The sequence below is a fragment of the Azospirillum brasilense genome (assembly GCF_022023855.1).
In the GTDB taxonomy this organism is placed as follows: domain Bacteria; phylum Pseudomonadota; class Alphaproteobacteria; order Azospirillales; family Azospirillaceae; genus Azospirillum; species Azospirillum brasilense_F.
Genome location: NZ_CP059449.1, coordinates 2,167,931 through 2,192,769, shown reverse-complemented (window position 1 = coordinate 2,192,769; position 24,839 = coordinate 2,167,931). Strand labels below are relative to the sequence as shown.

The following is a 24,839-nucleotide window of genomic DNA, read 5'->3' as shown; positions in this document are numbered from 1 at the left end:
CCTCCACTTACCGTCGCGTGCCGAGTCCCTGCCCGGCCAAGCACATGATTTCGCACCGATTGACGCCAATGTCCTTCAAAGTCCAGTCATCGATCTCCTGGAGAGAGGCCATTGTCCGGCGCATCCGGTGCCCTTCCCCAAGGCGCACGAGAAGAATGTCAGCCACGCTACGCCACGCGGCAAACCCAACGGTATTGCGATCAGCGCGCAGCACCGCATGAATGGATGTGGACGACATGCTTGTCTCCTGTTCTGAATAGTTGCTGGCCCGGCTTGCCGGCCGATCAGGGCTCGCGCCGGCAGACGTAGTAATCGTTCTGCAGATCATGCGGCAGCTGTTGCACCGTGACGTCCGTGAAACCGCGTTCGCTCAGCATCGCGACGGCCGTTTCCCGCCCCCACATCGCCCCGAATCCGGCACCGTCTTGAGCAAGCGACACGGTCATGCAGTGCATGCAGGACACCGTGTAGAGCAGTGGTCCGATGGGATGGCCGATGTTGTTGTGGTGGTGGCACGAGGCGTGGATGTCCTGCATCAGGAAGGTGCCGCCGGGCCGCAACGCGCGGGCGATGGCGCTCAACACGGTTCCCGGCTCCTTCTGGTCGTGGATGGCGTCGAAGGCGGTGATCAGGTCGTAGCGAGCCACCTCGTCCAGATGCGTCAGGTCGGCCTGGGCAAAGCGGATGTTGCCCGTCCCGTGCTGAATCGACTCCGCGCGCCCGCGCCGGATGGCCTCCACCGACAGGTCGTAGCCGGTGAAGCGGCTGTTCGGGAATGTCCGGGCCAACAGGTTCAGCGCCCGGCCACTGCCGCAGCCGACGTCCAGCACGTCGATGCCGGATTCCAACTGCCCCACGATCTCCGGAGCCAGGGGCAGGATCTGGTCGATCAGCGCCCCCAGCACGGTCTGCCCGCTGTCCTCGGCCATCACCTCATGGAAGCGGGCGAAGGCCTCGTACGGCACGCCGCCACCCTTGTGGAAGCACTCCACGATGCGGTCCTCGACCGAACCGAGCAGGGGGATGTACTGCGCATAGACCGCGACGTTGCCCAACGGGCTGGACCGCGTCAGCGAGGCCGCATGCTCCGTGGGCAGGGCGTAGCGTCCGGTATCGGGGTCGAGGTCGACGAAACCGCCCGTCACCATGGCGCCCAGCCATTCGCGAACATAGCGCTCGTTGAGTCCGGCGGCTTGCGCGATCTCTCCGCTGGTGGACGGCGGCAGCAGCGCCATCCGGTCGAACAGGCCGGTGCGGTGGCCGACCGAGGTCATCAGCGCCATGGCGCCGCCGTTCAGCACACCGATCAGCCGTTCCGCGAAGGCGTCAGCCCGGCCCTGGTCGAAGCTGGTGGTCGCGGTGGCGGTGCTGTCATGAGAGGTCATGGCGGAGGTCACGGCGGTCATCGGAGCGTTCCTTTCCGGATACGGGAGGTGTCGTGGCCGCACCATGCCCCCGCGCCCGTCTGCCGCCCGTCATCAGACCCGTGAATCGTGCGTGAATTCGCACAGCGGACCCTCCCGCCATGGTCCGATTTGGTCTTTTCCCCCTGCCGCAGCGATTTTCACGCCGCTTTCACGCTCCGCATGACGGGCGGCGGACAAGCCGGAGGCTAGCGTTGGGCCTTATCGTTTCCGCCAGAACAGCAGGGAGAACACACCATGGCCCGCATTCCGCGCCCTTCCACGTTCCTCGCCGTCACCGTGCTCGCCATGGCGTATCCGGCGAGCGCGCAGGACCATTCGATGCACCGACCGCTGAAAACGGAAGTGAAGCCCTTTACCGAGATGGGGACCGGAGCGACCGGCCCGCTGGATGCTTCGATGGACCTGCTCGACGGTCTCGGGACGCTCACTTGGCCCGTCACGACCACCAACCCACAGGCCCAGGCCTTTTTCGACCAAGGGCTCCGCTTGTCCTACGCCTTCAATCATGGGGAGGCGAGACGCGCCTTCCGCAAGGCGCAGAGTCTCGATCCCGCCTGCGCCCTGTGTTTCTGGGGCGAGGCGCTGGTGCTCGGCCCCAACATCAACTGGCCGATGGAGCCGGAAGCCAACGCGCCGGCCCTGACGGCCCTGCGGCAGGCGCAGGTCCACGCCACCCACGCCACGGACCGGGAGCGTGCTCTGATCGACGCGCTCGCCCGCCGCTACGCGGAGGGTGCGCCAGCCGATCGCAAGGCGCTCGACGCGGCCTACGCCGACGCGATGGCCGAGGTGGCGAGGCGCTTTCCCGAGGATGCGCAGATCGCCGTCCTGACGGCCGAGGCGATGATGAATTTGACGCCCTGGGATTACTGGGCGGACGCCGGCCGCGCGCCGAAGGGGCGAACGGCAGACATCGTCGCGACGCTGGAACGGGTGCTGGCATCCGATCCGGAGCATCCCGGCGCGATCCACTACTACATCCACATGGTCGAAGCGTCCGACCGGCCCGAGCGGGCGGAGCCCTTCGCCGACCGCCTCGGCCGGCTGATGCCGGCGGCGGGGCACATCGTGCACATGCCCTCGCACATCTACTACCGGGTCGGCCGCTATAAGGACTCGCTGGAGGCCAACCGCGGCGCGGTGGCCGCGGACGAAGCCTACCTGGCGAGGGTGAAGGCCGCCGGCCTCTATCCGGGCGCCTATTACCCCCACAACATTCATTTCCTGATGGTGTCGGCGCAGATGGCCGGCGATGGACCGACCGTGGTCGCCTCCGCCGACAAGCTTGCCAGGACCGTCACCGAGGAGGCCGCACGGACGATCCCGTGGGTCCAGCCGATCAAGGCCGCGCCCTATTTCGCGCACGCCCAGTACAGCGCGCCGGCCATCGTCCTTGCGCTGCCTGATCCCGGCGACGAGCTTCCCTACGTCAAGGCCCTGTGGCACTATGCCCGCGGGGTGGCCCAGGCGGCGGCGGGCAACGGCGCCGAAGCGGCGCGCGAGGCGGAAGCCATCGACGCCATCGTCCGCACCACCGATTTCACTGGCCTGGACGCGGCCGGCATTCCGGCGGACCGCATCGCCACGCTGTCCCGCCATGTGGTGCTGGCACGCATCGCGCAGGCGCGGGGCGACCTGGAGACTGCCCTCGAAGAATTTCGCGAGGCCGCAACCATCGAGGACGCGCTGTCCTACATGGAGCCGCCCTACTGGTACTATCCGGTGAGGCAGTCGCTGGGTGCCGTCCTGCTTCAGACCGGGCAGGCAGCGGAGGCGGAACGCGCCTTCCGCGCCAGCCTGACGAAGACCCCGCACAACGGTTGGGCGCTTTATGGCCTGACCGAAGCGCTGAAGGCGCAAGGCCGCACCGCCGAAGCCGAGCAGACCGCCGAGCGCCTCGCCCGCTCATGGGCCGGCGATCGCAGCCAACTGGCTCTGAACCGGCTGTAGGCGCATCAGGCGGTCAGCGCGTCCTGCACGCGCGGGATCGGGTGGACGAAGCCGACCCGGCGGCACTCCTCCAGCGCGTCGATGAGGCTGCGCCTTGTCGCCTCGTCGCGCAGTCCCCGGCCCCAGCGAGCCAGCGCCCGGCCGCGCGCAGCGAACAGCGTGCACCAGGGCAACGGCTCGGCGGCCGCGTAGTCCTCCAAGGCTTGGGCGTAGCGCTCCGCCAAGGGCCAGTCGTGCAGATCCAGCGCCGTGTCGATGGCGTCCCGGTAGAACTGCAAATGATTGTGTCCGACGCTTCCGCAGGCCAGCAACGCCTCTCCCTCGTCCAGCCGCGCGCGCCGGGCGCCCGGATCGTCGCAGCACAGAGCCAATTCGGACAGGATCGACGGCCCCATATAGCCAAGCCCCGTTTCGCGGGCGAGGTCGAGCGCCCGGTGCAGCAGGGCGCAGGCGTCGGAACGGCGGCCGGCGAGGCGCTCCAGCTTCGCCTCGAACGCCAGATGCTCCGCTTCGAAGCGCAGCGCACCGAGTTGTTGCGTCAGTGACCGGGCGCGGGCGAGATGGTCGCGACCGGAGGCCGCATCACCCAATTCGAACAGGATCTCGTAAGCGACGAGATGCGACAGCATTTCGGCCCGGCGATGGCCGATGTCGTGGGCCGCACGGGCGCCGGCGCGGGCATCCTCCACCGCGCCGCGCGGGTCGTTGAGGTAGAGGCGCGTGATCGCAACCATATAGAGATTCGACACTTCGACACGCGGCAGATCATGCTCGCGGGCGAGTGCGACGCAGCGCTCGAAATGCTCGCGCGCGGTCACCATGCGGCCGTGGGCGTAATGAGCGTCGCCAAGCCCGCCCAGCGCGGCGATCTCCAGTTCCGCCGCCCGGGGGTCCACCGCTCGGGCCTGCCGCGCCCAGTCGAGCGCCGCCCGATGCTCGCGCAGGCAGCCGTCCAGATCGCCGCGCGGAAAGCAGAGGTTGCCGCGCAGGTGGTGGACCCGCGCCCGTTCGCCGGTCAGTCCGGCGCGCACCGCCACCGCTTCGGCATCGGCCAGCGCCGCCATGGCGCCGTCCAGGTCCTCCGTCACCCGCTTGCCGGCCGCCAAGCCGAGCAAGGCCCGGCAGCGTTCGGCATCATCGTTCGCGAGGTCCCGCGCGGCAGCGAACGCCTCCACCGCCGCCCGGGCTTCGCCCAGCGCGTCGAGCAGTTCGGCCCGCAGATAGGCCAGCGCGAAGCGTTCCGCGGGCGTCCCGGCGAGGGCGAGGCCGCGCTCGGCGAGGCCGACCGCGCGCTCGAACCGGAAATCGGCGGCGCACAGTTCCGCGGCGCGGGCATAGGCCGCCACCGCCGTGGGGTCCTCCGCCCGGTCGAGGTGCTCGGCGTGGCGCACCGGGTCGCGGTCGGCGTACCAAGCGGCGGCGCGCCGGTGCAGGTCGCGCCGATGCGAGCGCAGGAGCGCTCCATACACCGCCTCCTGCACCAGGGCATGGGCGAACAGGAACGCCTCCCCATCCGGGCGGATCAGCGCCTGGCCGAGCAGCGCGGCCACGCTGAAGTCAGGCTTCTCGATCAGGTGTCGCAGCGCATCGAGCGTGAATTGCGGTCCCAGGATCGAGGCCGCCTGCAAGGCCTGCCGGTCGAGCGGGGCAAGCGCGTCGGTCCGCGCCAACACGATCCCGTGGATGGTTCCGGGTATGTCCTCCCCATCGCTCTGGCTGCGCAGCAGCTGGTCGAGGAACAACGGATTGCCCTCCGCCCGCTCCACACAACGAAGCACGCGCCGCGCCCCCGCGTTGGCGTAGGTGCTGGCGAGGGTCACGGCCTCGTCCCGGCGCAAGGGCGCGAGGTCGAGGGTCAGCACCGGAGCCCCGCCGATGGCGGCACGCCATTCGGCGCCGAGCGGATCATCCTGAACACGGGTGGAGATCACCAGCATGGCGCGGCATTCGGCAACCACAGCCGCCAGCATGGCGAGATAGGACAAGGTCTGTGCGTCGGCCCAGTGCACGTCTTCCACCACGAGAAGCAGGGGCTGAGCGGTGCTCCGGGCGCGCACCAACGCGGCGAAGGCTTTGCGCCGGCCACGATCGCGCGTGGGGTGGTCCAGCGCTTCGTACACCGCCTGGAGGTCCGGCGGCAGCGGCCGGTCCACAATTGGATAGAGGTGCAGGCGGGCATCCGCCGGCAACAACCCCCCATCGGACAGCCGGTCGTCGGACAGCCGGTCGTCGAACAGCCGGTCAAAGTCGGCTGGCGGTCCGGCAAGGCTGCGCACCAAGGCCCGCAGCGCGTCTTGCCCGCGACCGACGCCGACCTCGATCACAATGCCGACGGCACTGCGGAACCCCACCTCGGCGGCAATCCGCTGGAATTCGCCGACAAGGCGGCTTTTCCCGATACCGGGATCGCCGCGAAGGTGGATGGTCGTGCCGATGCCGCTCTCGCGGCACCCGTCGAGTGCCGCCCGGAACTGGCGCAGTTCCGCCTGCCGCCCGACGAAGGGATGACGGGCCGGCCCCACGCCGCCGTGCAGTCCGCACAGACGCCAGGTGGTGGCTTCCTCTCCGTCCGACACCGGCTCCACGTCCACGCGGTCGCCGAGGGCGCCGCGCATCCCGTCACACAGCAATGTTTCTCCGGAAGCGGCACGCGCCGCCAGACGCGTGGCGTCGTGCATGGCCTTGCCGGTGACGGTCCCGCCGCGTGCGCCGTCCACCACGACCAGACCGCAGGCGACGCCGGCCCGCACGCCCATCCCTTTCGCCGCACGCCCCAGTTCTGCCTGGATGTCCAGCGCCGCGCGCGCCGCGCGCCAGGGATCGTCGCCGAACGCACGCCGGATACCGAAGGCCGCCAGGGCCGTATCGCCGCCATGGCGCACCGTTTGTCCGCCATAATCCCTGGCGATCCGGTCGATGCGGTCGAACAACGCCGTGGAGAAGGTGTGCGCGTCCTCTGGATCGAGCGAGGCGCCGGCCTCCTCCACACCGGTCAGACCGATGCACAGAATGGCCGCGTACCGCAATTCGGGCTTAGCGGCGGGACCGGACGCGGCGGGCTGCGGCGGCTCTGGTAGAACGGGCTCCGGTAGAACGGTGGGCATGCCCGGCTCCTCGTTTCCGGACGGGAACATTGCGGACGGGGACGTGTCCAGCGCAGGTGGCGCAGCGGGGGCGGAGCCATCGCGGGCACGTCGGCGGTCGAGAACCTCACGGAACACGCGTTCGGTTCCCGGTTCGGGCAGGACGCCCAGCTCGCGCTCCAGCAGGCTGCGGCAGGTCTGATACTGCTTCAGCGCCGCAGCGGTGCGTCCCTGGCGGGCATAGAGCTGCATCAGCGCCCGGTGGGCTGGCTCCTGCAACGGATCGAGCGCCAAGATGCGCAACGCCGTACGGACACCGGCTTCCGTCGTGCCGGCCTCCAACGCGGCATCGAGCCGTCGGGTCATCGTGGACAGCGCCAGTTCGCGCAAGCGCTGCCGTTCGGCCATCAGCCAGTCATCAAAGGTCGGCGCGCGCAACGCAACGCCATCGAAGAGGTCTCCCCGATAAAGCTCCAGAGCGAGATCCTGCGCTTCCACCGAACCGGTCGCTATCCCCTTCGCCACCGCTTGTTCGAACGCGGCAACGTCGGTTTCGACGCAGCCTGAGGCGAGCGCCACCATGTCGCCTTCGGCCAGCAACAGCGGCGGGCCACCCTCTGCGGGCAGCCGGCGCAAGGCCGCGATCACCTGACGCAAGCTGCTGCGGGCCTGGATGCCCGGGCTGTCCTCCCAAAACAGGGCGGCAAGTTTGTCGCGGGATTGGGCATGATCAGGGCGCAGGGCGAGGTGCACCAGCAGGGCCATCGCCTTTCTGGTGGTGAGCACGACCGACGAGCCCGCAGCCGTTCGCAATTCGAACCCGCCGAGGAGGGACAACCTCCAGGCGTCCATGGCGACTCCACACCGAACTGGTCCATGGCGAGGCCGACATGATCCAGGCTGCCACCAAACGATGTGTGCCGCCAGATCAATTCCGCGTATCTCCTCCCTTGAACGTAGGCGGTTAGGACTGTCATGTTTCGCCGAAGGGCGGAAGGTTCAGTCGCCCAATTCGGTTCGGCAGCCTCCCGAAGGCGGTGTAGTGAAAAGGGACGGCGGCTGGGGACCGCCGTCTTTTCTGTCTGGCTCAGATCGCCTCCCCCTGGAGCAGATCGGCAACGGCCTGTGGGTGGCCGAAGCGGTGGAACAGGATGGCCCTACCCGACGAAGAAATAGTCGGTTCCCTCGGCCATACCGCTCGTTGCGTTGACCGTTACGCTGCCGGTGGCCCAGGTAAAGACGGTGTTGCTGGCGCTCATGGTGACGGCGACGTCGGCGGCGGTCAAATTCTTGAAGACCAGGCTATCGCCGGTCTCGAACCCAGTCACCGTGTCCTTGCCGTCGCCTGGCCAGAACCCAAACACGTCCACCCCGGCCCCGCCGTTGAGCAGGTCGTCACCCTTCTCGCCGACGATGAGATCGTCGTCGTCGCCACCGTTCAGCGTGTCGGCGCCCAGGCCGCCCCAGAGCTGGTCCGCCCCCCCGTCGCCCCAGACCTGGTCGTTCCCGGAGTCCGCGTAGATGATGTCGGCTCCCGCTCCGCCATGAATCTTGTCCTGCCCTTGGCCGCCGCGGATCAGGTCGTATCCCGTGCCGCCCTGGATCACGTCGTTGCCGTCACCGCCCGATACGAAGTCGTCCCCGCCCTTGCCGTCAACCGTGTCGTTGCCGCCGCCCGCCAGGATGTCGTCGGCGTTGCCGGTGCCGGTCAGGCTGGGGTCGTTCCCCGCCGTGCCGTTGATCATGTTCGCCCCCGGAGGCGCTTTGGTAGGCGGGTTCGGGTCGGGTACGAAGGGAGCGTTGGCAGAAGGGTCTTTCGGCGTCGCGATCGTCTGGTCGGCGAAGGACAGGAACTCGACCCCGGACAGAACGTCCACGTTCCCGGCGTCGGATTTGTAACTGACGGTCGTCTCCGTACCGGTGGTCTTGATCTCATACGCGGACAGGTTGTCCGAAAACACCGCGTAGTCCGTGCCGAAGCCGCCGTTCAGGACGTCCTTGCCGGGATCGCCCTGCAGGCGGTCGTTCCCATCGCCGCCGCTGAGGGTGTCGGCACCGATACCACCCTTGAGGAAATTGTCCTTGGCGTCGCCGGTGAGTGCATCGTCGCCGAGCCCGCCCCAGATGTCCTCGATGTTGACCAGGATGTCCTCGTCGACACCGCCCACTTTCGCCGTGACGAACCCGGCCGTCATCGGCCCCGACAGGTTGACGGTCACGGCCGCCTCCTCGCCCTCATAAGAGGCGACGTCCTTGCCGGCCCCGCCGTCCAGCAGGTCCTTGCCCTTGCCGCCCACCAGGGTGTCCTCGTTGGTGCCGCCGAACAGCCAGTCGTCGCCCTCTTCGCCCTTCAGGAGGTCGAACCCGGTGCCGCCCGCCAGCACGTCGCGGCCGAGCCCCCCGAAGAGACCGTCGTTGCCGCCATAACCGAACAGCAGGTTGTTGTTGGCGTTGCCGGTAAGGCCGTTGTCGTTCCCGTCGCCCTCGGTGACCGATTGCAGGCTCGGCATGGCGTAGGTGAGACTGGTGTGGATGGGCAGGTGGTTGGGCGTGTGGACGATGTAGAACTCGCCGCCCTGCGCCTGTCCCTGGTTCACCGAGTAGGGAAACTGGTGGATGCCCAGGTTCTGGAACTGTGCCGTTTCGCCCGCGCCGAGCGTTCCATTGGCGTACAACTCGTCCGCACCGGTCAGCCCGTGCGGGCCGCCCGGGACGACGCCCTTGGTGCTGTTGCCGCCGCCGATGACGGAGAAGGGGCCGAGCGTCGGGGTGGTCCAGTTCGGCGTCGCCGGTTCTTTTTCATGGAAGTGGGCGAACGGCGGATGGACGCCGTCGGCGGCGACGTGGTTGCTGGAGACCAAGCTGGTCTGCATGCCGGTCCATTCCTTGCCCGTCCCATTGACCACGGTAGGGTTGGCATAGACGTACAGGTGCTGCGCGTTGGTGGTGAGTTGGGAGACTTTCACCGCGACGGGGGTCATATCGTCGAATGTCGCCGTGTAGGCGACCTGTTCCTTGTTGTCCTTCTGGCCGTTCATCAGCATCAGGCCGCTCACGTCCGGCGATTTGTCGACGAACTGCCAAGCACCGCCCTGGAGGTTGGCTGTTTCGGTGGTCTGCGGCGTTGCTCCGTGCGACATGGTGCCTCCTCCGGGTGGATTGTCTCGACCAAGGGGCGCCGCGGCAGGCACGAGCCCGTCACGATGGAGTACACCGGTTGGCCGGGGATTCGCGAGCATGGCTGCAATGATGTGGGCGTCGATGTGAAGCGCGCCATTGCATCGCCAAAATTCCGCCGTGGCGCGCGGGTCCTGCCGGCCGCGGTGGCAACGATCCGGGAGGGGATGCGGCGCCCGTCCCGCAGGCGCCCGTCACGTGCGTCTCGACGTGGGCAGGAGGAGGACGGGCTGAGATAGGTGCCCCTGGTCGGAACAACACCGCCTTCGCGACGATGGCCACTTGCGAAGGTTCTGGGGGGCAGCTGCGAGGTGAAACTCGTCGCGGGTCCCGTTCGGTCCCCTCAGTCGCAGCCAGTCGAGCCTCAAGATGCATTTGCGGAGAGCACCGGCCCGCACACTTGAACGTCGACACGTGTCAGGAATGCGGGCCAAAGCGGTTCAGGCCACCTTCGGGGACAGGTCTGGCGCCAACGTCAGGCCGAAAGGTGCCGAGTGAAGAACGACTGAAGCTTATCCCATGGGATTAGGTCCATGCGGTCGTAGAGATCGACGTGGTTAGCCCCCCGAACCCAGAAAAGCTCCTTCGGTTCCACCGCTCGGGCGTAGGCGTCCTCGCTGAACTCCCTGGAATGCGCCTGATCGCCCGCGATGAACAGCATCGGGCGCGGCGAGATCGTTTCGATGTCATTGAACGGATAGAAGTTCACGAACTTGATTTCGCCCGCAAGGGTGCGGTTCTGGGTCAGTTCTGGAGTCCGCCCTTCGGGAACGTGCATGCCGCGCTCGGTCCGGTAGAAATCGTGGTACATCCGGGTGACGGGGTCGGCATCCGCCGGCAGCTGCATCGGTAGGTAGTTCCGGAAAATCTGCTCGCCGGTCGTGAACTCCTGATAACGCTGCTGCGCGGCCTGGGCGAGCATGGCCTTGCGCTGCTCGAGCGTCTGCGACTTGTTGTAGCCGTTCCGGGTGACCGCGCCCATGTCATACATGCTGACCGTGGCGATGGCTTTCAGACGCGGATCGATCTTCGCCGCGCTGACCAGAAAGCCGCCGCTGCCGCAGACGCCGATGCCGCCAATGCGCTCGCGGTCGACGAACGGCCGCGTGCCCAGGAAATCGACCGCGGCGCTGAACGCCTCCGCATAGAGATCCGGCGCGACCGCATTGCGCGGTTGACCGTCACTCTCGCCCCAGAATGGCAGGTCGATGGACATCGCGACAAAGCCCTGCTCGGCCATCTTCGTCGCGTACAGGTTGGCGCTCTGCTCCTTCACTGCGCCCATGGGATGACCGACGACGATCGCCGGAGTCCTGGCGTTGCGGTCGAGCCCCTTGGGCGTGAAGAGGTTGCCAGCGACCTTCATCCGATATTGGGTGTCGAAGGTGACCTTCTGCAGGTCGACCTTGTCGCTGGTGTAAAAGTTGTCTGCACCGTTCGGCATCTTCTTGGCCTCCGCGAAGGGGATGTTGGCGAGTGACGCCAGAGTGAGCGCCGTCGCTCCGGCGCCGGCGAAGTGCAATAGGTTCCGCCTGTTGATGGCGTTGAGGTCGTTCGGGTTGCGCATCGCAGCTTCTCCGTTCAATCACGCGGTTTCTTGGGTCCCTCTCCAGGCTTCGGATCGCCCGGCCGCGGCGGCCCTACGGGAAGCAATGAACGCAACCACGGCGGAGCCGCACAGGACGGTGGTGCTGACGGCGAAGGTGGCTTGGTAGCCGCTGCTGTCGAACATCAGGCCGCCGGCCGAGGCGCCGAGGGTGATGGCCAGTTGGATCGCCGCAACCATCAGCCCGCCGCCGGCTTCGGCGTCGTCGGGAAGGGTCCGGCTCAGCCAAGTCCACCAGCCGACCGGCGCGGCGGTCGCAATGAAGCCCCACAGGGCCAGCAGCACCCCGGTGGCGACGATAGACGATCCGACGGCGATCAGGGCGAGGGCGATCGCGGCCAGGGCGAGCGGCATAGCGACAAGCAGGCCATACAGCCGGGTCTTGACGACGAAGCCGATCAGGTAGGTGCCCAGGAGGCCGCTCAGTCCGAGCGCGAGCAGAATCAGGGACAGCGCCGTAACGCTCACGCCCGTGACGGTCTCCAGGAACGGCCGGAGATAGGTGAACAGGGCGAACTGGCCGATGAAAAGCAGGGACACGGCCATGATGCCGAGCGGCACGTTCCGGCGGCGCAGGACCCGAAACGCCGCGGCCGCCCCGGATCGACCGCGCGCGGGCATTGACGGCAGCGTCATGAACAGCCACAGGAAGGTCAGCGCCGCCGGCGGGACGATGGTGAAGAAGGCCCCGCGCCAGGCAATATATTGGCCAAGGAAGCTACCCAGCGGCGTCGCGATTGTGGTGGCCAGCGCGTTGCCGCCGTTCAGGAGCCCGAGGGCTCGTTGCACCTCGTCTTCGGACACCAGCCGCATGACGATCGCAGCCGACATCGACCAGAAGCCGCCGATGACCACGCCGACGAGGGCGCGGCCGACGACCATGACGGTGAAGTTCGGGGCAGAGGCGATAACCAGACCTGACACCAGCATGACCACGGTCAGCCCCAGCAGAAGCACCCTGCGGTCGATGGCCTGCGTCGCGGACGAGATGAACAGGCTGGTCAGCACCGCGAAGATGCCGGACACCGCAATCGCCTGCCCCGCTTGGCCCTCGGTCAGCCGCAGGTCGGAAGCGATCGGAGTGAGAAGGCTGACGGGCATGAACTCGGACGCGATCAGAGTTCCGACGCAGAGCATCAGCGCGAAGACGGCGCTCCAGCCCGCAGCGTGCGAGGGTGCGGCCCGGCACGCGCGGCGCTCGATCTCGACCGCGGTCGATGAAGGGATGGTATCGGTTTGCATGACAGCTAGGTAGCGGATGTAATAACCCACAACTAGACGCTATATTCGGCATAAACTTTTAAGTGAGACTTCAAAATGTCCCGCACCCCACTCGCCGATCTCGGCGCCTTTATCGCGGTTGCGCGCGAACGCAGCTTCACGCGCGCGGCGGCTCAGCTGGGCGTGTCTCCGTCCGCGCTCAGCCAGACCATGCGCGCCCTTGAGGAGAAGCTGGGGGTGCGCTTGCTGACCAGGACGACGCGCAGCGTTGCCCCGACCGACGCCGGTGAGCGACTGATCGCAACCGTGGGGCCGCATCTGGAGGAGATCGAGACAGGCTTGGCCGCCTTGTCCGAGCTTCGCGACAAGCCAGCGGGCATCATCCGCATCACTGCCGTGGACCACGCGGCGGAAACGATCCTCTGGCCCTCTCTTGCGAACTTCCTCGCCGAGTACCCGGATGTCCAGGTCGACTTGGTCGTCGACAACATGCTCCGGGACATCGTCGCCGAGCGCTTCGACGCCGGTATCCGGATGGGCGAGAGAGTCGCCCGCGACATGATCGCCGTGCGGATCGGACCCGACATTCGGATGGCCGCCGTTGCTACGCCTGCCTACTTCAAGAAGCACGGCAAGCCGAAGGTCCCTCAGGATCTGGCGACGCACGGCTGCATCAATCTACGCCTGCCCACACTGGGCGGAGTCTATGCTTGGGAATTTGAGAAGGGCACGCGCGAGATCAACGTGCGCGTCGAAGGGCAGCTGACCGTCAACGACATCGTGGTGATCAGGAACGCCGCGCTTCATGGCCTCGGGATCGCATTCATGCCCGAGGATGTGGCGCAAGCCCATCTGGATGCCGGTGATCTGGTCCGCGTGCTGGCGGACTGGACGCCGCCGTTTCCCGGCTATCACCTGTACTATCCCAGTCGGCGGCAGCAATCGCCCGCTTTCACCCTGCTCGTCGAGGCGCTGCGCTATCGTGGTTGACGGGATGTGCTTTTCTGAAGTCTGCCGAACATACTCAGTCCCCAAGTGATGGGTGAGTTGGAGCCGTGTGGTAAAAGGGGATCCACGCGGCGAGCGCCGGCCATATCACCGCGGTCCGTCAAGCGATCCGATGCGTTACGGCTCACAGGGACTGCAAGCCGCCTCCAGGGCTGCCTCATCGTCGCAACGCTCCTCGAAGCGCCGGATCCGACTGTCGTGTAGCACCCACCGGTGTTCGGTCGTCACCGTTACCGGTTTGCCGGTAGCCTTGCTGACGGCCTCGACGAGGTTCCGCGTGACGACTTGGTCTCCGTCCATTGCGATGTCCCGCACCTCATGCTTGGTGATTGTCCATTCCTTGGCCAACCCATGGAAATAGCACTGGACGCCTTCCACGCCGCGGAAGGTGCCGGAGAAGGCTGCAAGAGCCGGGGACTTGCTGCAAGATACCCACTCGACGTCGGATGCGAGATGCTCGAACAGCGGCGCCACATCACCCACGGCGTAGTGGTTGTACAGGTCGCGGAGCATCTCGATGTCGGTCTGCGCCATGCTGCATCTCCGGCCGCTATGGGATGGTCAAAAATGATAAGGCCGCTTGTCGGACGTTATTAACCTCCAAGTCGGCGGCGTCGCGAACGATGCTAAGAGGAAGCCCCTTTTCGTTCCAGTTCCCATGGCTTCCCGCGCATCACACGAAATTTCCGCCACCCCAGACAAAGCGAAGAAGCGGAAGCTATGTCCGTGACGGAATAACCACCTAACCAGCACGACCAATTTTCTAGGAAATGGACAAGCAACCCAGGAACACAACAGGCGCCAAATCCTATTTGGACTTGGCGCCTGATTGCCCCAAAGGTGCGAAATACACTTTATGCCGGACTCTACACGGTCAGGACGCCCAATGGCGCTTCGGACCGACGTCCACGTGGACGAAATTGCTGTCCGGGTAATAACCCACCCCGCCCCCGCGCAGGCTGAGCGCCGCGCGTTGCAGGGTGCGCAACGGCAGGCCGGGCACCCGCAGGTCGATCGCCTTGCCCTGCATGTGGAAGCTGTTCTGGGCGACGCCGCTGCCGTCCTGTTCACGCAGCCACGCGTTGGATTCAGGGGAGCGGTAGCCGGAGATGATGTGAACCGGCGTCTTGCTGCCGACCTTGCGGGTCAGGGCGTGCAGCAGGTCCAGAAGCTTCGGGTCGATGGGATGCACCGCACCGGTGCGGTGGTCGCGCAGGAGGTGGTTGATTTCGCGCAGGCCGTCGCGCTGGTAGCGGCCCTTGGACCAGTATTCCGCTCGCACCCGCTCGCCGGTGTGAAGGTTGAGGAGGACCAATTGCCGCGGAGGGGCGCGCAACGCCGCCTCCGACACCTCCGGGGCCATCACCATCCCGGCGGCAGCCGTCGCCAGACCGATGCGCAACAGTTCCCTCCGGCCGAGCTTGGCTGCTGGGGTCGGTTGGAATTCGGCCTCGGTCATCATGCCTCCATGGGGTCCCGAAAGGGGCTGCGCGCAGAGCACCCCCCCTTTTTGTCCGATGACTTTTGGCGGCAGAGCCCCCGCTTCTGTCAAGAAACCAATGGTTAATGTCTTTAAAAGGCCCGTGTTTCCTGGGCTTGCCAGGGCGGCCGTGCGATGGCCGGCAAGGCGACGGGTGCGTTACAGCGCTGAAACACAGCGCACCCCGCTTCCGATTCGCCCGAGTCTCACACTGGATCCGATCGTGACAAGGTCAGGGTAAAAAACGGCTACCATAAGGGGTAGTACCGCGACCTTTACCGTTTAGCCTTCGGTAAGGAATCTACCCCCATAGTTTGGATAGCGAAAACAACTCCCGTCAGAATCCTGCCCGTGCCCCCCGTCGCTACAGCCCCTGCGCCGGCACCCTCCTATCTTCGGCCCGATCAGTTGGCCGAAGTCCTGGACCGGCATGCCCGTTGGATCAAGGGCCAGCCGGGCGGTGCGCGCGCCAATCTGGCGCTGGCCGACCTGGAGGGCGCCGACTTGGCCCAGCGCGACCTGCGCGGCGCCCGGCTGGTCGGAGCGAAGCTGGCGCGCTGCCGGCTCAGCGGCACCAATCTGGCCGGCGCCGACCTGTTCGGCGTGGATCTGCGCGATGCGGACATCACGCGCGCCAATCTCATGCAGACGGATCTGCGCGGTGCCCGGCTGCGCTCCGCCGATTTCTCGAACGCCAACCTGCGCGGTGCCGATCTGCGCGCCGGAACGCTGGAACCGGGCGGCGGCGCCCGCCGTGGCACAGGCCCGGACGCTCATCCAGACGCCCAGGACGCCGAAGCCACCCGGCAAACCCACCGGACCGCCCTGGCCCGCCTGCAGGGCGGCGCCACGGCGGAGGGCGGCATCCCGACCGACCTGACCGGCGCCGTGCTGGCCGGTGCCAACCTGACGGAAGCCGACCTGTGCGGGGCGGTGCTTCAGAACGCCAACCTGACCGGCGCGGTGCTGACCGACGCCAACCTGTCGGGCGCGCGGCTGAACGGGGCCAACCTGACCGGCGCCCTGCTGGACGGCTGCACCTTCGACAACGCCGATCTGGTCGGCACACGGATGGTCGATTGCGACCTCTCGCAGGCCAAGCTCGGTTCCGCCTGTCTGACCCGCCCGATCGACAGCATGGGATCGGAAATCCAGCGGGCGATCTTCGACCATGAGCGTTGGATCGACAGCGTCGGCCAGCGCGGCGAGCGCGCCGAACTGGACGGCACCGACCTCAGCCGCGCCGACCTGCGCGGCGTCAATCTCAGCGCTGCCTCGCTGCGCGGCGCCAACCTGTCCGACGCGGCGCTGACCGGCTCCCGGCTGATGATGGCCGACCTGTCCGGCGCCAATCTGGAGCGCGCGAACCTGATGGGGGCCGACCTGTCCGGCGCCAACCTCAGTTTCGCCCGGCTGACCGGGGCCGACCTGACGCGGGTCAACCTTGGCCCCGCCGAGATCAAGGACCCCAGCGGGCGTCCCACGGGCCGCTCCTGGGCCGCCAATCTGATGGGCGCCGACCTGCGGCAGGCCATGCTGACCGATTCCCGCATGGTTCAGGCGAACCTGACCGACGCCGATCTGGAGAACGCCGACCTTGACGGGGCGGATCTGGCCGGCGCGAAGCTCCAGCGCGCCCATCTCAAGGGCAAGGCGCCGCGGCGGCGCTGACCCGCTTCCCTACGCTTCACGACCGTCATCATCCCGCAAAGGATCGAGGGGCATAATCCGGCACCTCGATCCGCCGGACGGTCCGCCATGCCCACCCCTCCCCGCCCCCTTCAGCGGCGTGGCGCCTTGCGCCTGATCCCCGCCGTCATCCTCGCCCTGTTCGTCCGCCCCACGCGGGCCGAGGATCCGCGCCTGTCCGAAATCTGGCGGTGCGGCGGCGGTGATTGCCCCGGCTACGAGTATCACCCCCGCGACGGCGACCCGGAGCACGGCGCGCCGGCGGCCACCGCCTTTCAGGATTTGCCGGCGGATTGGTTCTGCCCACGCTGCGGCGCCGGCAAGCCGGATTTCCGCCGGATGGGCGACTGATCCGAAAATTGACTTGTCGTCGCCTGCATAATCGGCAATTATTGCGGTCATGGACGATATAGACCGCAAAATCATCGCGCACATCCAGCAGGACGGACGCGCTTCCTACGCCGACATCGGGACGGCGGCCGGACTCTCGGTGTCCGCCGTGAACGAGCGGCTGAAGAAGCTGCAGGCCAACGGCGTGATCCAGGGTTGGGGGGCGCGGCTGTCGCCCAAGGCCGCCGGCCTGGATGTGCTGGCCTTCGTCGAAGTGCTGCTCGACCGTCCGGCGCATGACGCGCCCTTCCGCGACGCCATGCGCGCCACGCCGGCGGTTCAGGAGTGCCACCACGTCACCGGGGACTGGTCCTATCTGCTCAAGGTGCGCGTGGCCGACACGGAGGCGCTGGAGCGCTTCCTGTCCGACCGGCTGAAGGCCCTGCCCGGTGTCGTGCGCTCCCACACCGTGATCGCGCTCTCCTCGGTCAAGGAAACGCCGATCCTTCCCATCGCTTCAGATTGAGCCACCCGGAGCACCCGTCATGGACACGCTGCCCGCCCTGCTCAAGGGCCTGATCATCGGATTCAGCATCGCCGCCCCGGTCGGGCCGATCGGGCTTTTGTGCATCCGGCGCACCCTGGCCGACGGGCCGGCCCACGGCTTCGTCAGCGGGCTCGGCGCGGCCAGCGCGGACGCGGTCTATGGCGCCATCGCCGGCTTCGGGGTGGTTCTGGTCACCGACGCGCTCCTGGGCGCGCAGGTGGCGCTGAAGCTGGTCGGCGGGCTGATGCTGCTGTGGCTGGGCTGGAGCACCCTGCGCGCCCGCCCGGCGGAGCGCGCCGCGGACGCCCGCGGCGGCGGCGGTCTGGCCGGGGCCTACGCCTCCACCTTCGCGCTGACCCTCGCCAACCCGGCGACGATCCTCAGCTTCGCCGCGGTGTTCGGCGGGCTGGGCGTGTCGGCGGGGGACGGGAGCAGCACCGGCGTGGCCGCCCTGCTCGTGGCGGGCGTCTTCACCGGGTCGGCGATGTGGTGGTTGGGGCTCAGCGCCTCGGTCGGGGCGTTCCGGCGCCGGGTTACGCCCGCCGCCATGCTGTGGATCAACCGCGTCTCGGGTGCGGTGCTGGGAGTGTTCGGGATCGCGGCCCTTGCCTCCCTCCTGTGAGGAGACGGGATACGCCGGTCACCCGGAGCAAATCAGAACAGAATGGTCACCGGGCCGCCCAGAGCGACCGCGGCGACGATCAGGATGGCCACCGCTGTCAGCTTCTCCGCCGCCGACCAGCGCTGCCAATCCTTCTTGAAACTCTTGAGATCCTGGGCCATGGCAACCTCCGCCATCCCTGACTGTCCGTGTTGAGAGCGACATTGGACGCTTCCAGTTGATGTTTGGTTAACGTCGCCCGGAAACTCTTTCATCCATCGCAATGCCACAGGTAATCGGAAGAAAAACTGATGCAAGTCAAATAGAGGGCAAAAGCGGGTACAATTTTCGGCATCCCCCATGAGGAGGGCTCCGGGCGCGTCCCGCGTCCCCCGGATGGAAGGGTTTCCACCGACGGTCCGATGCCCCAAATCCCTTTGGACACCCATCGACGCGTCGGCGCCGGACAAGCCTGACCAAGCCCAAAGACATGAGGTGCTGGCGGTGAGCGGACTGAAGATCGGACTGGCCCTGGGCAGCGGTGCGGCGCGTGGCTGGGCGCACATCGGCGTTCTGCGCGCGTTGGAGGAGATCGGGGTCGAGCCCGACGTGATCTGCGGAACCTCCATCGGCGCGGTGGTCGGCGCGGCCTACCTGACAGACCAGTTGGACGAGTTGCAGGCATGGGCTCAGAGCATGGGCTGGCTCGGCATGCTCGGCATCATCGACCTGACCTTCCGCCGCGGCGGGCTGCTGGCCGCCGACCGCACCTTCGACCGCTTCCGCAACCATCGCACCGAAGTCACCATCGATCAGCTGCGCAAGCCCTTCGCCGCGGTCGCCACCGACCTCGGCACCGGGCGGGAGATCTGGCTGCGCGACGGGCCGATGCTCAGCGCGGTGCAGGCGTCGGCCGCCATGCCCGGCCTGTTTCCGGCGGTGCGGCGCGACGACCATTGGCTGGTGGACGGCGCGCTGGTCAACCCGGTGCCGGTGTCGCTCTGCCGCGCGCTGGGCGCGGACGTGGTGATCGCGGTCAACCTGAACAGCGAATTGTCGCCGCTGAGCCGCCCCTCCGGTCGCGGCGCCGCCAAGCTGCGCAAGGCGGCGGAGGCGAAGCCGGCCCAGATGCAGGCGTCTCAGATGCAGGAGGCCCGGATGCAGCAGGCCCAGCCCGTGCCGGAGGTGGCGATGGCCCCGGCGGGGGATGCGACCTCCCCCGTCTTCTCCACCCTGACCTCGCAGATCGCCTCCTGGATGGGACGGCGCCCGGCGGCGCGCACGCGGTTCCTCGCCGACCAGCTGACGCGCCCCCCGGCCTCCAACGTCCCGCCCAACGTGATGGACGTGATGGCCGGGTCGATCGACATCATGCAGGACCGCATTACCCGCTCCCGTCTGGCCGGCGAGCCGCCCGACGTGCTCATCGCGCCACGCCTCGCCCACATCGGCATCCTGGAGTTCGACCGCGCGGAGGAGGTGGTGGAGATCGGCTACGGCGCCGCCTCGATCCTCAAACCCGCACTGGAGCTGGCCCTGCGCCGGGCATAGCTGCGCTCAGACGGGAGCCGCCGGCCACATCCAGGTCAGCTCGTGCTTGTTGTGGTTCAGGTGCAGCACCCGCCCGCCGGGGATCGCGGCGAAGGCGCGGGCCGTCTCGTGGTCCGTCTCGGCCTGGAACTTCAGCGTGCAGATGAAGCGCTTGGCCAACCCGCTCTCCATCCACTGGTTCACCAGCCGCAGCAGGCGCGTGGGGTAGCAGATCACGTCGCAGCACAGCCAATCCACCGGCCCAACATCCTGCGGCTTCAGGCCGAAGGCGCTCTCCTGGCGGAACTCGATGCGCGGCAGGGCTGCGATGGCCGGATCGAGCGGCGCCTTGTCGACGCTGACCACGCTGGCGCCCAGCTCGTGAAGCACCCAGCTCCAGCCGCCGGGGCAGGCGCCGAGGTCGATGCAGCGGTCGCCCGGCCCCGGCTGTTCGCCGAACAGGGTCAGCGCTTCCCACAGCTTCAGATAGGCGCGGTTGGGCGGCACCGTCCGGTTCTCGACGAAGGTGACCTCGCCGTGGCGGTAGGGGCTGGAACAGCGCGCCGCCGCGACGATGGTGTTCTCATCCAGCAGCGTCCAGGAGCCCAGCGGGGCGGTCGGCAGCGGCGACGGGAAGACCACCGGCTTGGCCGAGACATGGGGCAGGTTGTCCTGGATCAGGCTGGCCCGGCGGTGATGGCGCAGCGTCCACAGCGCCCAGTTGCGCTGGATGGAGCGCAGGGCCCGCGCGCCCTCCTTGATCGACGCGAACTCGATCCGCACCGGGTCGTGCCAGATGTTCTGGGCCCAGGCGGCGGAACGCGCCGGCCCGTCGGCGAAGACCAGCCGGTCCTCCACCGCCGTCACGTCGCCCAGTTCGGCCACGAGGTCCTGAACGAAGCCCTCGGGCGCCAGATAGATGGTCTGCCCCAGGGGGGTGTGCGCCGGCAACGGACGGGCGGACGAAGTGTCGGATGAGTCGCTCATGCCGAGGGGCTAGCGCCCCTGGCGTTCGATTGCAAGAGCGCGGTCGAAGAAATTGGCGATCTCCGCGTTCAGTCGCTCGTGGAAAGCCGCCCGGTCGAAGCCCGGCGGGTCCCAGGCCGGCGGTCCGACCTCCACCGCGATGGCGGCGGGAACGGGCATCATGAAGGCGAAGTGCCCGGCATCGCTCACGTCCTCGTATTCGGGTGGCACGGGCAACCGGTCACGTAGGCCCTCGACCTGGGAAGCCGCGATTTGCTCGTCCCGCTCCGCCCGGTACAGGAGGATGGGAATCGTCACCCCGGCGAGGCCGTCCTTGGAGAAAGGAACGCCGACCGGCGCCATCAGGACGGCGGCACGGATGCGCCGGTCGCGCGCCTCGACACGAGCCTGCGTCTCCTCGTTCCCAAGATGGCAGAAGCGCTCACCGGCGGGCGGGGTGCGGCAATGGGCGGCGATGCGTCCCAGCTCCGCCACCCCGCCGGCGGCCACCAGAACCGTGTATCCGCCCGCCGAGAAGCCGAGGGCGCCGACGCGTTCGCCGTCGAGGCGGTCGGCCAGCTCCGGCTCCGCCAGAAGATGGTCGAGCGTGGCGGTAAGCTGGGCCGGGCGCTTGCGCCACATCCGCTCCGTGCCGGCGTCCCGATCGTCGTCGAAGGCGTTGCCCCGGTGATGGACCGCGGCGACCACATAGCCGCGCCGGGCCAGCGCCATGGCGGTGTCCGCGTGGCCGAAGGCGCTTCCTCCGGACCCGTGGGACAGGACCACCAGCGGGTGGCGCCCCTCGGCCACCGGCCCGCCCTCCGCCACCCGGAACGTGAAGGGGCCGCGCCGCACCGGCGTTTCCGGCGCGTCCGTCGGATACCAGACCACCGCGCGGGCCATGCCGCCGTCCGCCGGATCGGTGAAGGCCAGCACGCGCATGCCCACCTCCGCCGCGGCAGCACCAGCCCAAAGGACCGCGCCCCCGGCGATCAGCAGCCACCCCATTCGCAGCACCGCATCCTCCCACCGCTTGAAGAAAGGCATCGACGACGGAGGTAGCCGCATCCCCCGTTCGCCAGGGCTGTGACATTCCGCCGCAATCCGCTCAAATTTGGTCGTCATGATTCAGATCAATTGACAATCATTCTCAGTCGCAGCACATTGGCCCCAGCACGACCGCACAACACGCACCGCTGCCGGGGGCCCATGTACGTCTGCATCTGCCACGCGCTGAACGACAAGCAGGTTACCAAGGCGCTGGAGAATGGCGCCCGCACCCCGGCCTCCGTCTTTCGGCATTACGAGCGTCAGGTCCAGTGCGGCAAATGCGTGCCGATGATGCGGGAGATGGCCCAAAGCCATTGCGCGAACCAGTGCGAGGCCTGCCCCAGCCACGCCGCAACGCAGCAGCCAGCCCTGCTGCCGGAGCCGGCCAACGCCGATAGCTTCCCCTACGGCGTCGCGGCCGAGTAGCGGGCGCCGCCCTCCCCCTCCCTCCAAGTCACAGCGACAACAGCCGCCACCCCTTCGACTCGAACGTCTCCTTTAATCCAGAAGTCCGCCGATTTATTTCGAGGCTGGTCCACCGTTTTTGTGCCGCAATTCTGCCTCTCGGCACCAATCGGGATCTTCCATTAGGCTGCGACAAATCGCCATAGTCTTATACCCCTGGCCCGCTTGACGGGGCGGGGCCGATGATGCAGAAAGAGTCCAGACGGATTCAAGAAATCCGAAGACTTCGGAGCGGCACGGAACGCTTCCGATTGGGCCAGACACACAAAACGTCAAGTTCTTGGGAACTGGAAATGCCTTTCATACGTCTATGAAAGGCAACCAGAGGAATTTCTTATTTTGGCGCCGCAGCAGAGATTTTGTTGCAACGCACAGAATGCGGAAAATGGCACCCGCAGTGCAGCGCCGCCCCGGACCATAAGCCTGACGATCAGGCGAACGGTCCCAAGCGATCCGAAGGGAGGAGCGAGAGATGAGCTGCCGCAACCGGCACGCTTACGACGTCGAATGCCGCGACCTTCTCCAGGCAACCGCCGACCGGCTGGACCGGCTGCGGTCGCTGGTGGAGCGGTCCGGTCCCGAGGCTCGTGAAGCCATGAGCCGGGAGGACATGGAGCGCGCGCTGGACGCTCTGCGCGGCCAGCACAACCGGCTATGCGCCCGCGTCGAGGCGGCGCGCATCGCCACGGACGATGCCTGGGCCTTTGCCCGCGCCATCGCCGACCAAGCCGCGGAAGAGCTGGTCAGCGGTCTCGACCACATGGAAGCCTGCCTGAGGCGCAAAGCGGCCTGACCGTCACGAACCCGGCACCGGACCGCATCACTCCGCCTTCAACAGCAGGACGGCTCCACATTCGGCGGGCGGAGTGGGCGATGGGGTACCGGGAAGGTCGATGTTCACCACCGTGCCTTCTCCGGGGGCGCTGCTCAACGTCAGCCGACCGCCGTGGGCTTCCACAAAGCGCTTGGCGAGCGGCAGCCCCAGCCCCGTGCCGGAGTGGGCCTTGGTCATGTAGCTGTTCACTTGGCGGAACGGCTCCAGCGCGATCTTGATGTCCTCCGGTGACATGCCGATACCCGTGTCGGCGACGGTGAGCGACACGCAGCCGTCCCCGCTACGCGCCGCATCCACACGCACCCATCCACCCGCCGGCGTGAATTTGATGGCGTTGGACAGCAGGTTCAGGACCGCCTGCCGCAAGCGCATGGCGTCGGCCATCACCGTTAGGCCGGGTTCGACGGGAGAGCATTCCATCCGCACCCCCTTCTGGCCGGCCAGCGCCTCCACCAACTCGACGCACTCGCCGAGCAGGACGGCGACCTGAACCGGCTCCGGATACAGTTCCAGGCGCCCCGCCTCCACCTTCGCCATGTCCAGCACGTCGTTGACCAGCGACAGAAGATGCTGGCCGGAAACATGGATGCTGGCGATGTACTCCTGATGCTTCGGCGGGCTTGGACCGAACAGGCCGGACATCAGCGCCTCGCTGAAGCCGATGATCGCGTTCAGCGGTGTCCGCAGTTCGTGGCTCATGTTGGCGAGGAAGTCGGACTTCGCGAGGTTCGCGGCCTCCGCATGCTCCTTTTCCGCCTCCAGCCGGCGGCGCTGCTCCGCCAACATGGCCTCACGGGCCTGACGGGCCTCACGCTCCGCGTGGCGGCGGCGGCGGACATGGCGCGTCACCACCAGCGACAGCACCAGCGTCGCCAGACCGGCCCCCGCCGCACCGGCCAGGACGGTGGTGCGCGTCTGGTTCAACTGCCCGCTGATCTGCTCGAACGGGACGGCCACGATGATCGACCAGCCGGTCTGCTGCGAGCGATGGACGAGGACCAGCGCCTCATGCCCTTCCCGGGTTGTCGCCGAGAACAGCTTCGGATGCGGCTCCATCAGCCGGGGCACCATCATATCCCTGACCTTCTGACCGACATGAAGGTCGGGGTCGTGGGAGCGCGCGGCGATGACCATGGAGGGATCGACCACCGACACCGTCCAAGCCGGGGGAATCCCCGATCCGCGCAGCACGGCGCCCAACCCCTCCAACCCGACCGCCAGCGACAGAACGTGCCGGACAGGCACCCCTGGGGGACCTTCCGGGTCCAGCATCGGCGCACGGACGATCAGTGCCGGGCGTCCCGGCGGCCCTCCCGGGGGCAAAACCCCACCGACCACCGTCCGCTGCGTGGTGACCACCTGCCGGGTCACCTCGTCCAGACGCGGGGGCGGCAGGGGGACGCCCAGCGGATATTGGGTATGGAATTGAAGGGACATATCCTCCACCCTCACCATTCCGATCGCCAGCCAGCCCGGCTGGCTTCGCACGGCCTCCGCGGCCTCCGACTTCAGCAGGGCGAGATCGTCCACCGTGTTGCGGCTCAACGCGGCCAGAAGTTCGAGAGGGCGGGCCTTGCTTTCCAGCTCCCGGTCGATGGCGACCATCACGGAACGGGCCTGCGCCGCCAACTCCGCCGCCAGCACGTCCTGCTGCCGGAGATCCAGAATCCAGACCACCACCGCCAGGAACAGCAGCAGCGGGGCGATGGCGGCTAACCCCAGACCAAGCGTCGATGAGGGCAGGCGCAAGGCACTCTCCGACCTTTGACGGAAATGGAATGGCGACCGGACTGGACAGGGGAAGGCAGCATGCACGTCCTACCCCAATGGGTCGCCCGCATCGGTCCGCCTGTCAAGCCCGTCGGTTGCTTTCC

General features: G+C 67.5%; 21 protein-coding genes and 1 pseudogene. 9 read left to right on the top strand and 13 right to left on the bottom strand.

Annotation, left to right across the window (positions count from 1 at the left end; genetic code table 11):
- Nucleotides 1-7: 7 nt before the first annotated feature.
- Nucleotides 8-238 carry a DUF1127 domain-containing protein gene (locus tag H1Q64_RS10355; RefSeq protein WP_237903426.1) on the bottom strand — a complete coding sequence of 77 codons (231 nt, stop codon included), beginning with the start codon at nt 236-238 and terminating at the stop codon, nt 8-10.
- A gap of 46 nt (nt 239-284) precedes the next feature.
- Nucleotides 285-1,406 carry a class I SAM-dependent methyltransferase gene (locus H1Q64_RS10350; protein ID WP_237903425.1) on the bottom strand — a complete coding sequence of 374 codons (1,122 nt, stop codon included), beginning with the start codon at nt 1,404-1,406 and terminating at the stop codon, nt 285-287.
- 255 nt (nt 1,407-1,661) lie between these two features.
- On the opposite strand from H1Q64_RS10350, the gene H1Q64_RS10345 reads away from it, so the two are divergent.
- Nucleotides 1,662-3,377: a tetratricopeptide repeat protein gene (locus tag H1Q64_RS10345; protein ID WP_237903424.1), complete on the top strand. Its 1,716-nt coding sequence runs from the start codon at nt 1,662-1,664 to the stop codon at nt 3,375-3,377.
- A gap of 5 nt (nt 3,378-3,382) precedes the next feature.
- On the opposite strand, the gene H1Q64_RS10340 is transcribed toward H1Q64_RS10345, so the two are convergent.
- The 5 genes and pseudogenes from H1Q64_RS10340 to H1Q64_RS10320 all read right to left on the bottom strand — a co-directional run bounded on the left by H1Q64_RS10340 (nt 3,383) and on the right by H1Q64_RS10320 (nt 12,515).
- The gene (locus H1Q64_RS10340) at nt 3,383-7,246 is read right to left on the bottom strand and encodes a BTAD domain-containing putative transcriptional regulator (protein ID WP_237903423.1); all 3,864 of its coding nucleotides are present in this window, start codon (nt 7,244-7,246) and stop codon (nt 3,383-3,385) included.
- 371 nt (nt 7,247-7,617) lie between these two features.
- Nucleotides 7,618-9,600 (bottom strand): calcium-binding protein, encoded by a 1,983-nt coding sequence (locus H1Q64_RS10335; protein ID WP_237903422.1) that lies wholly within the window; start codon nt 9,598-9,600, stop codon nt 7,618-7,620.
- 231 nt (nt 9,601-9,831) lie between these two features.
- Nucleotides 9,832-10,014, bottom strand: a pseudogene (locus H1Q64_RS10330) (hypothetical protein); the annotation flags it as partial.
- 98 nt (nt 10,015-10,112) lie between these two features.
- Complete coding sequence (locus H1Q64_RS10325; RefSeq protein WP_237903421.1) at nt 10,113-11,204, bottom strand: alpha/beta hydrolase; 1,092 nt, start codon at nt 11,202-11,204, stop codon at nt 10,113-10,115.
- A gap of 18 nt (nt 11,205-11,222) precedes the next feature.
- On the bottom strand, nt 11,223-12,515 hold the full coding sequence (locus H1Q64_RS10320) for an MFS transporter (protein WP_237903420.1): 1,293 nt from the start codon (nt 12,513-12,515) through the stop codon (nt 11,223-11,225).
- Nucleotides 12,516-12,560: 45 nt separating this feature from the next.
- Here H1Q64_RS10320 and H1Q64_RS10315 point away from each other — a divergent pair, with 45 nt between their 5' ends.
- Nucleotides 12,561-13,454: a LysR family transcriptional regulator gene (locus tag H1Q64_RS10315; RefSeq protein WP_237903419.1), complete on the top strand. Its 894-nt coding sequence runs from the start codon at nt 12,561-12,563 to the stop codon at nt 13,452-13,454.
- A gap of 135 nt (nt 13,455-13,589) precedes the next feature.
- Here the strand turns inward: H1Q64_RS10315 and H1Q64_RS10310 are convergent, their stop codons facing one another.
- Both H1Q64_RS10310 and H1Q64_RS10305 read right to left on the bottom strand, forming a co-directional pair.
- Nucleotides 13,590-14,006: a nuclear transport factor 2 family protein gene (locus H1Q64_RS10310; RefSeq protein WP_237903418.1), complete on the bottom strand. Its 417-nt coding sequence runs from the start codon at nt 14,004-14,006 to the stop codon at nt 13,590-13,592.
- A 340-nt stretch (nt 14,007-14,346) separates the two neighbouring features.
- Nucleotides 14,347-14,931 (bottom strand): DUF882 domain-containing protein, encoded by a 585-nt coding sequence (locus tag H1Q64_RS10305; protein WP_237903417.1) that lies wholly within the window; start codon nt 14,929-14,931, stop codon nt 14,347-14,349.
- A gap of 429 nt (nt 14,932-15,360) precedes the next feature.
- Here H1Q64_RS10305 and H1Q64_RS10300 point away from each other — a divergent pair, with 429 nt between their 5' ends.
- From H1Q64_RS10300 to H1Q64_RS10285, 4 genes are all read left to right on the top strand, one after another.
- Nucleotides 15,361-16,623, top strand: coding sequence for a pentapeptide repeat-containing protein (locus tag H1Q64_RS10300; protein WP_237903416.1), 1,263 nt, complete (start codon nt 15,361-15,363; stop codon nt 16,621-16,623).
- Nucleotides 16,624-16,710: 87 nt separating this feature from the next.
- Entirely contained in the window at nt 16,711-16,992 is a 282-nt protein-coding gene (locus tag H1Q64_RS34105) for a rubredoxin (protein ID WP_419468805.1), read from the top strand.
- 49 nt (nt 16,993-17,041) lie between these two features.
- A complete protein-coding gene (locus tag H1Q64_RS10290; RefSeq protein WP_237903415.1) occupies nt 17,042-17,497 on the top strand; it encodes an Lrp/AsnC family transcriptional regulator in 456 nt (151 codons plus the stop codon).
- A 19-nt stretch (nt 17,498-17,516) separates the two neighbouring features.
- Nucleotides 17,517-18,140, top strand: a complete 624-nt coding sequence (locus tag H1Q64_RS10285) for a LysE family translocator (RefSeq protein WP_174450713.1) — start codon at nt 17,517-17,519, stop codon at nt 18,138-18,140.
- A gap of 32 nt (nt 18,141-18,172) precedes the next feature.
- Here the strand turns inward: H1Q64_RS10285 and H1Q64_RS33825 are convergent, their stop codons facing one another.
- Nucleotides 18,173-18,301 carry a hypothetical protein gene (locus tag H1Q64_RS33825; RefSeq protein ID WP_256380053.1) on the bottom strand — a complete coding sequence of 43 codons (129 nt, stop codon included), beginning with the start codon at nt 18,299-18,301 and terminating at the stop codon, nt 18,173-18,175.
- Between the two features lie 313 nt (nt 18,302-18,614).
- Between H1Q64_RS33825 and H1Q64_RS10280 the strand changes: the two genes are divergently transcribed.
- Nucleotides 18,615-19,670: a patatin-like phospholipase family protein gene (locus H1Q64_RS10280; protein WP_237903414.1), complete on the top strand. Its 1,056-nt coding sequence runs from the start codon at nt 18,615-18,617 to the stop codon at nt 19,668-19,670.
- A gap of 6 nt (nt 19,671-19,676) precedes the next feature.
- Here H1Q64_RS10280 and H1Q64_RS10275 read toward each other — a convergent pair whose 3' ends face one another.
- Nucleotides 19,677-20,636: an SAM-dependent methyltransferase gene (locus H1Q64_RS10275; RefSeq protein WP_237903413.1), complete on the bottom strand. Its 960-nt coding sequence runs from the start codon at nt 20,634-20,636 to the stop codon at nt 19,677-19,679.
- 9 nt (nt 20,637-20,645) lie between these two features.
- Nucleotides 20,646-21,623 (bottom strand): alpha/beta hydrolase family protein, encoded by a 978-nt coding sequence (locus tag H1Q64_RS10270; protein WP_237903412.1) that lies wholly within the window; start codon nt 21,621-21,623, stop codon nt 20,646-20,648.
- A 201-nt stretch (nt 21,624-21,824) separates the two neighbouring features.
- Between H1Q64_RS10270 and H1Q64_RS10265 the strand changes: the two genes are divergently transcribed.
- Entirely contained in the window at nt 21,825-22,091 is a 267-nt protein-coding gene (locus H1Q64_RS10265; protein ID WP_237903411.1) for a (2Fe-2S)-binding protein, read from the top strand.
- A 511-nt stretch (nt 22,092-22,602) separates the two neighbouring features.
- The gene (locus tag H1Q64_RS10260; protein ID WP_014240637.1) at nt 22,603-22,923 is read left to right on the top strand and encodes a hypothetical protein; all 321 of its coding nucleotides are present in this window, start codon (nt 22,603-22,605) and stop codon (nt 22,921-22,923) included.
- A gap of 27 nt (nt 22,924-22,950) precedes the next feature.
- Here the strand turns inward: H1Q64_RS10260 and H1Q64_RS10255 are convergent, their stop codons facing one another.
- The gene (locus tag H1Q64_RS10255; protein ID WP_237903410.1) at nt 22,951-24,714 is read right to left on the bottom strand and encodes a sensor histidine kinase; all 1,764 of its coding nucleotides are present in this window, start codon (nt 24,712-24,714) and stop codon (nt 22,951-22,953) included.
- Nucleotides 24,715-24,839 lie beyond the last annotated feature (125 nt).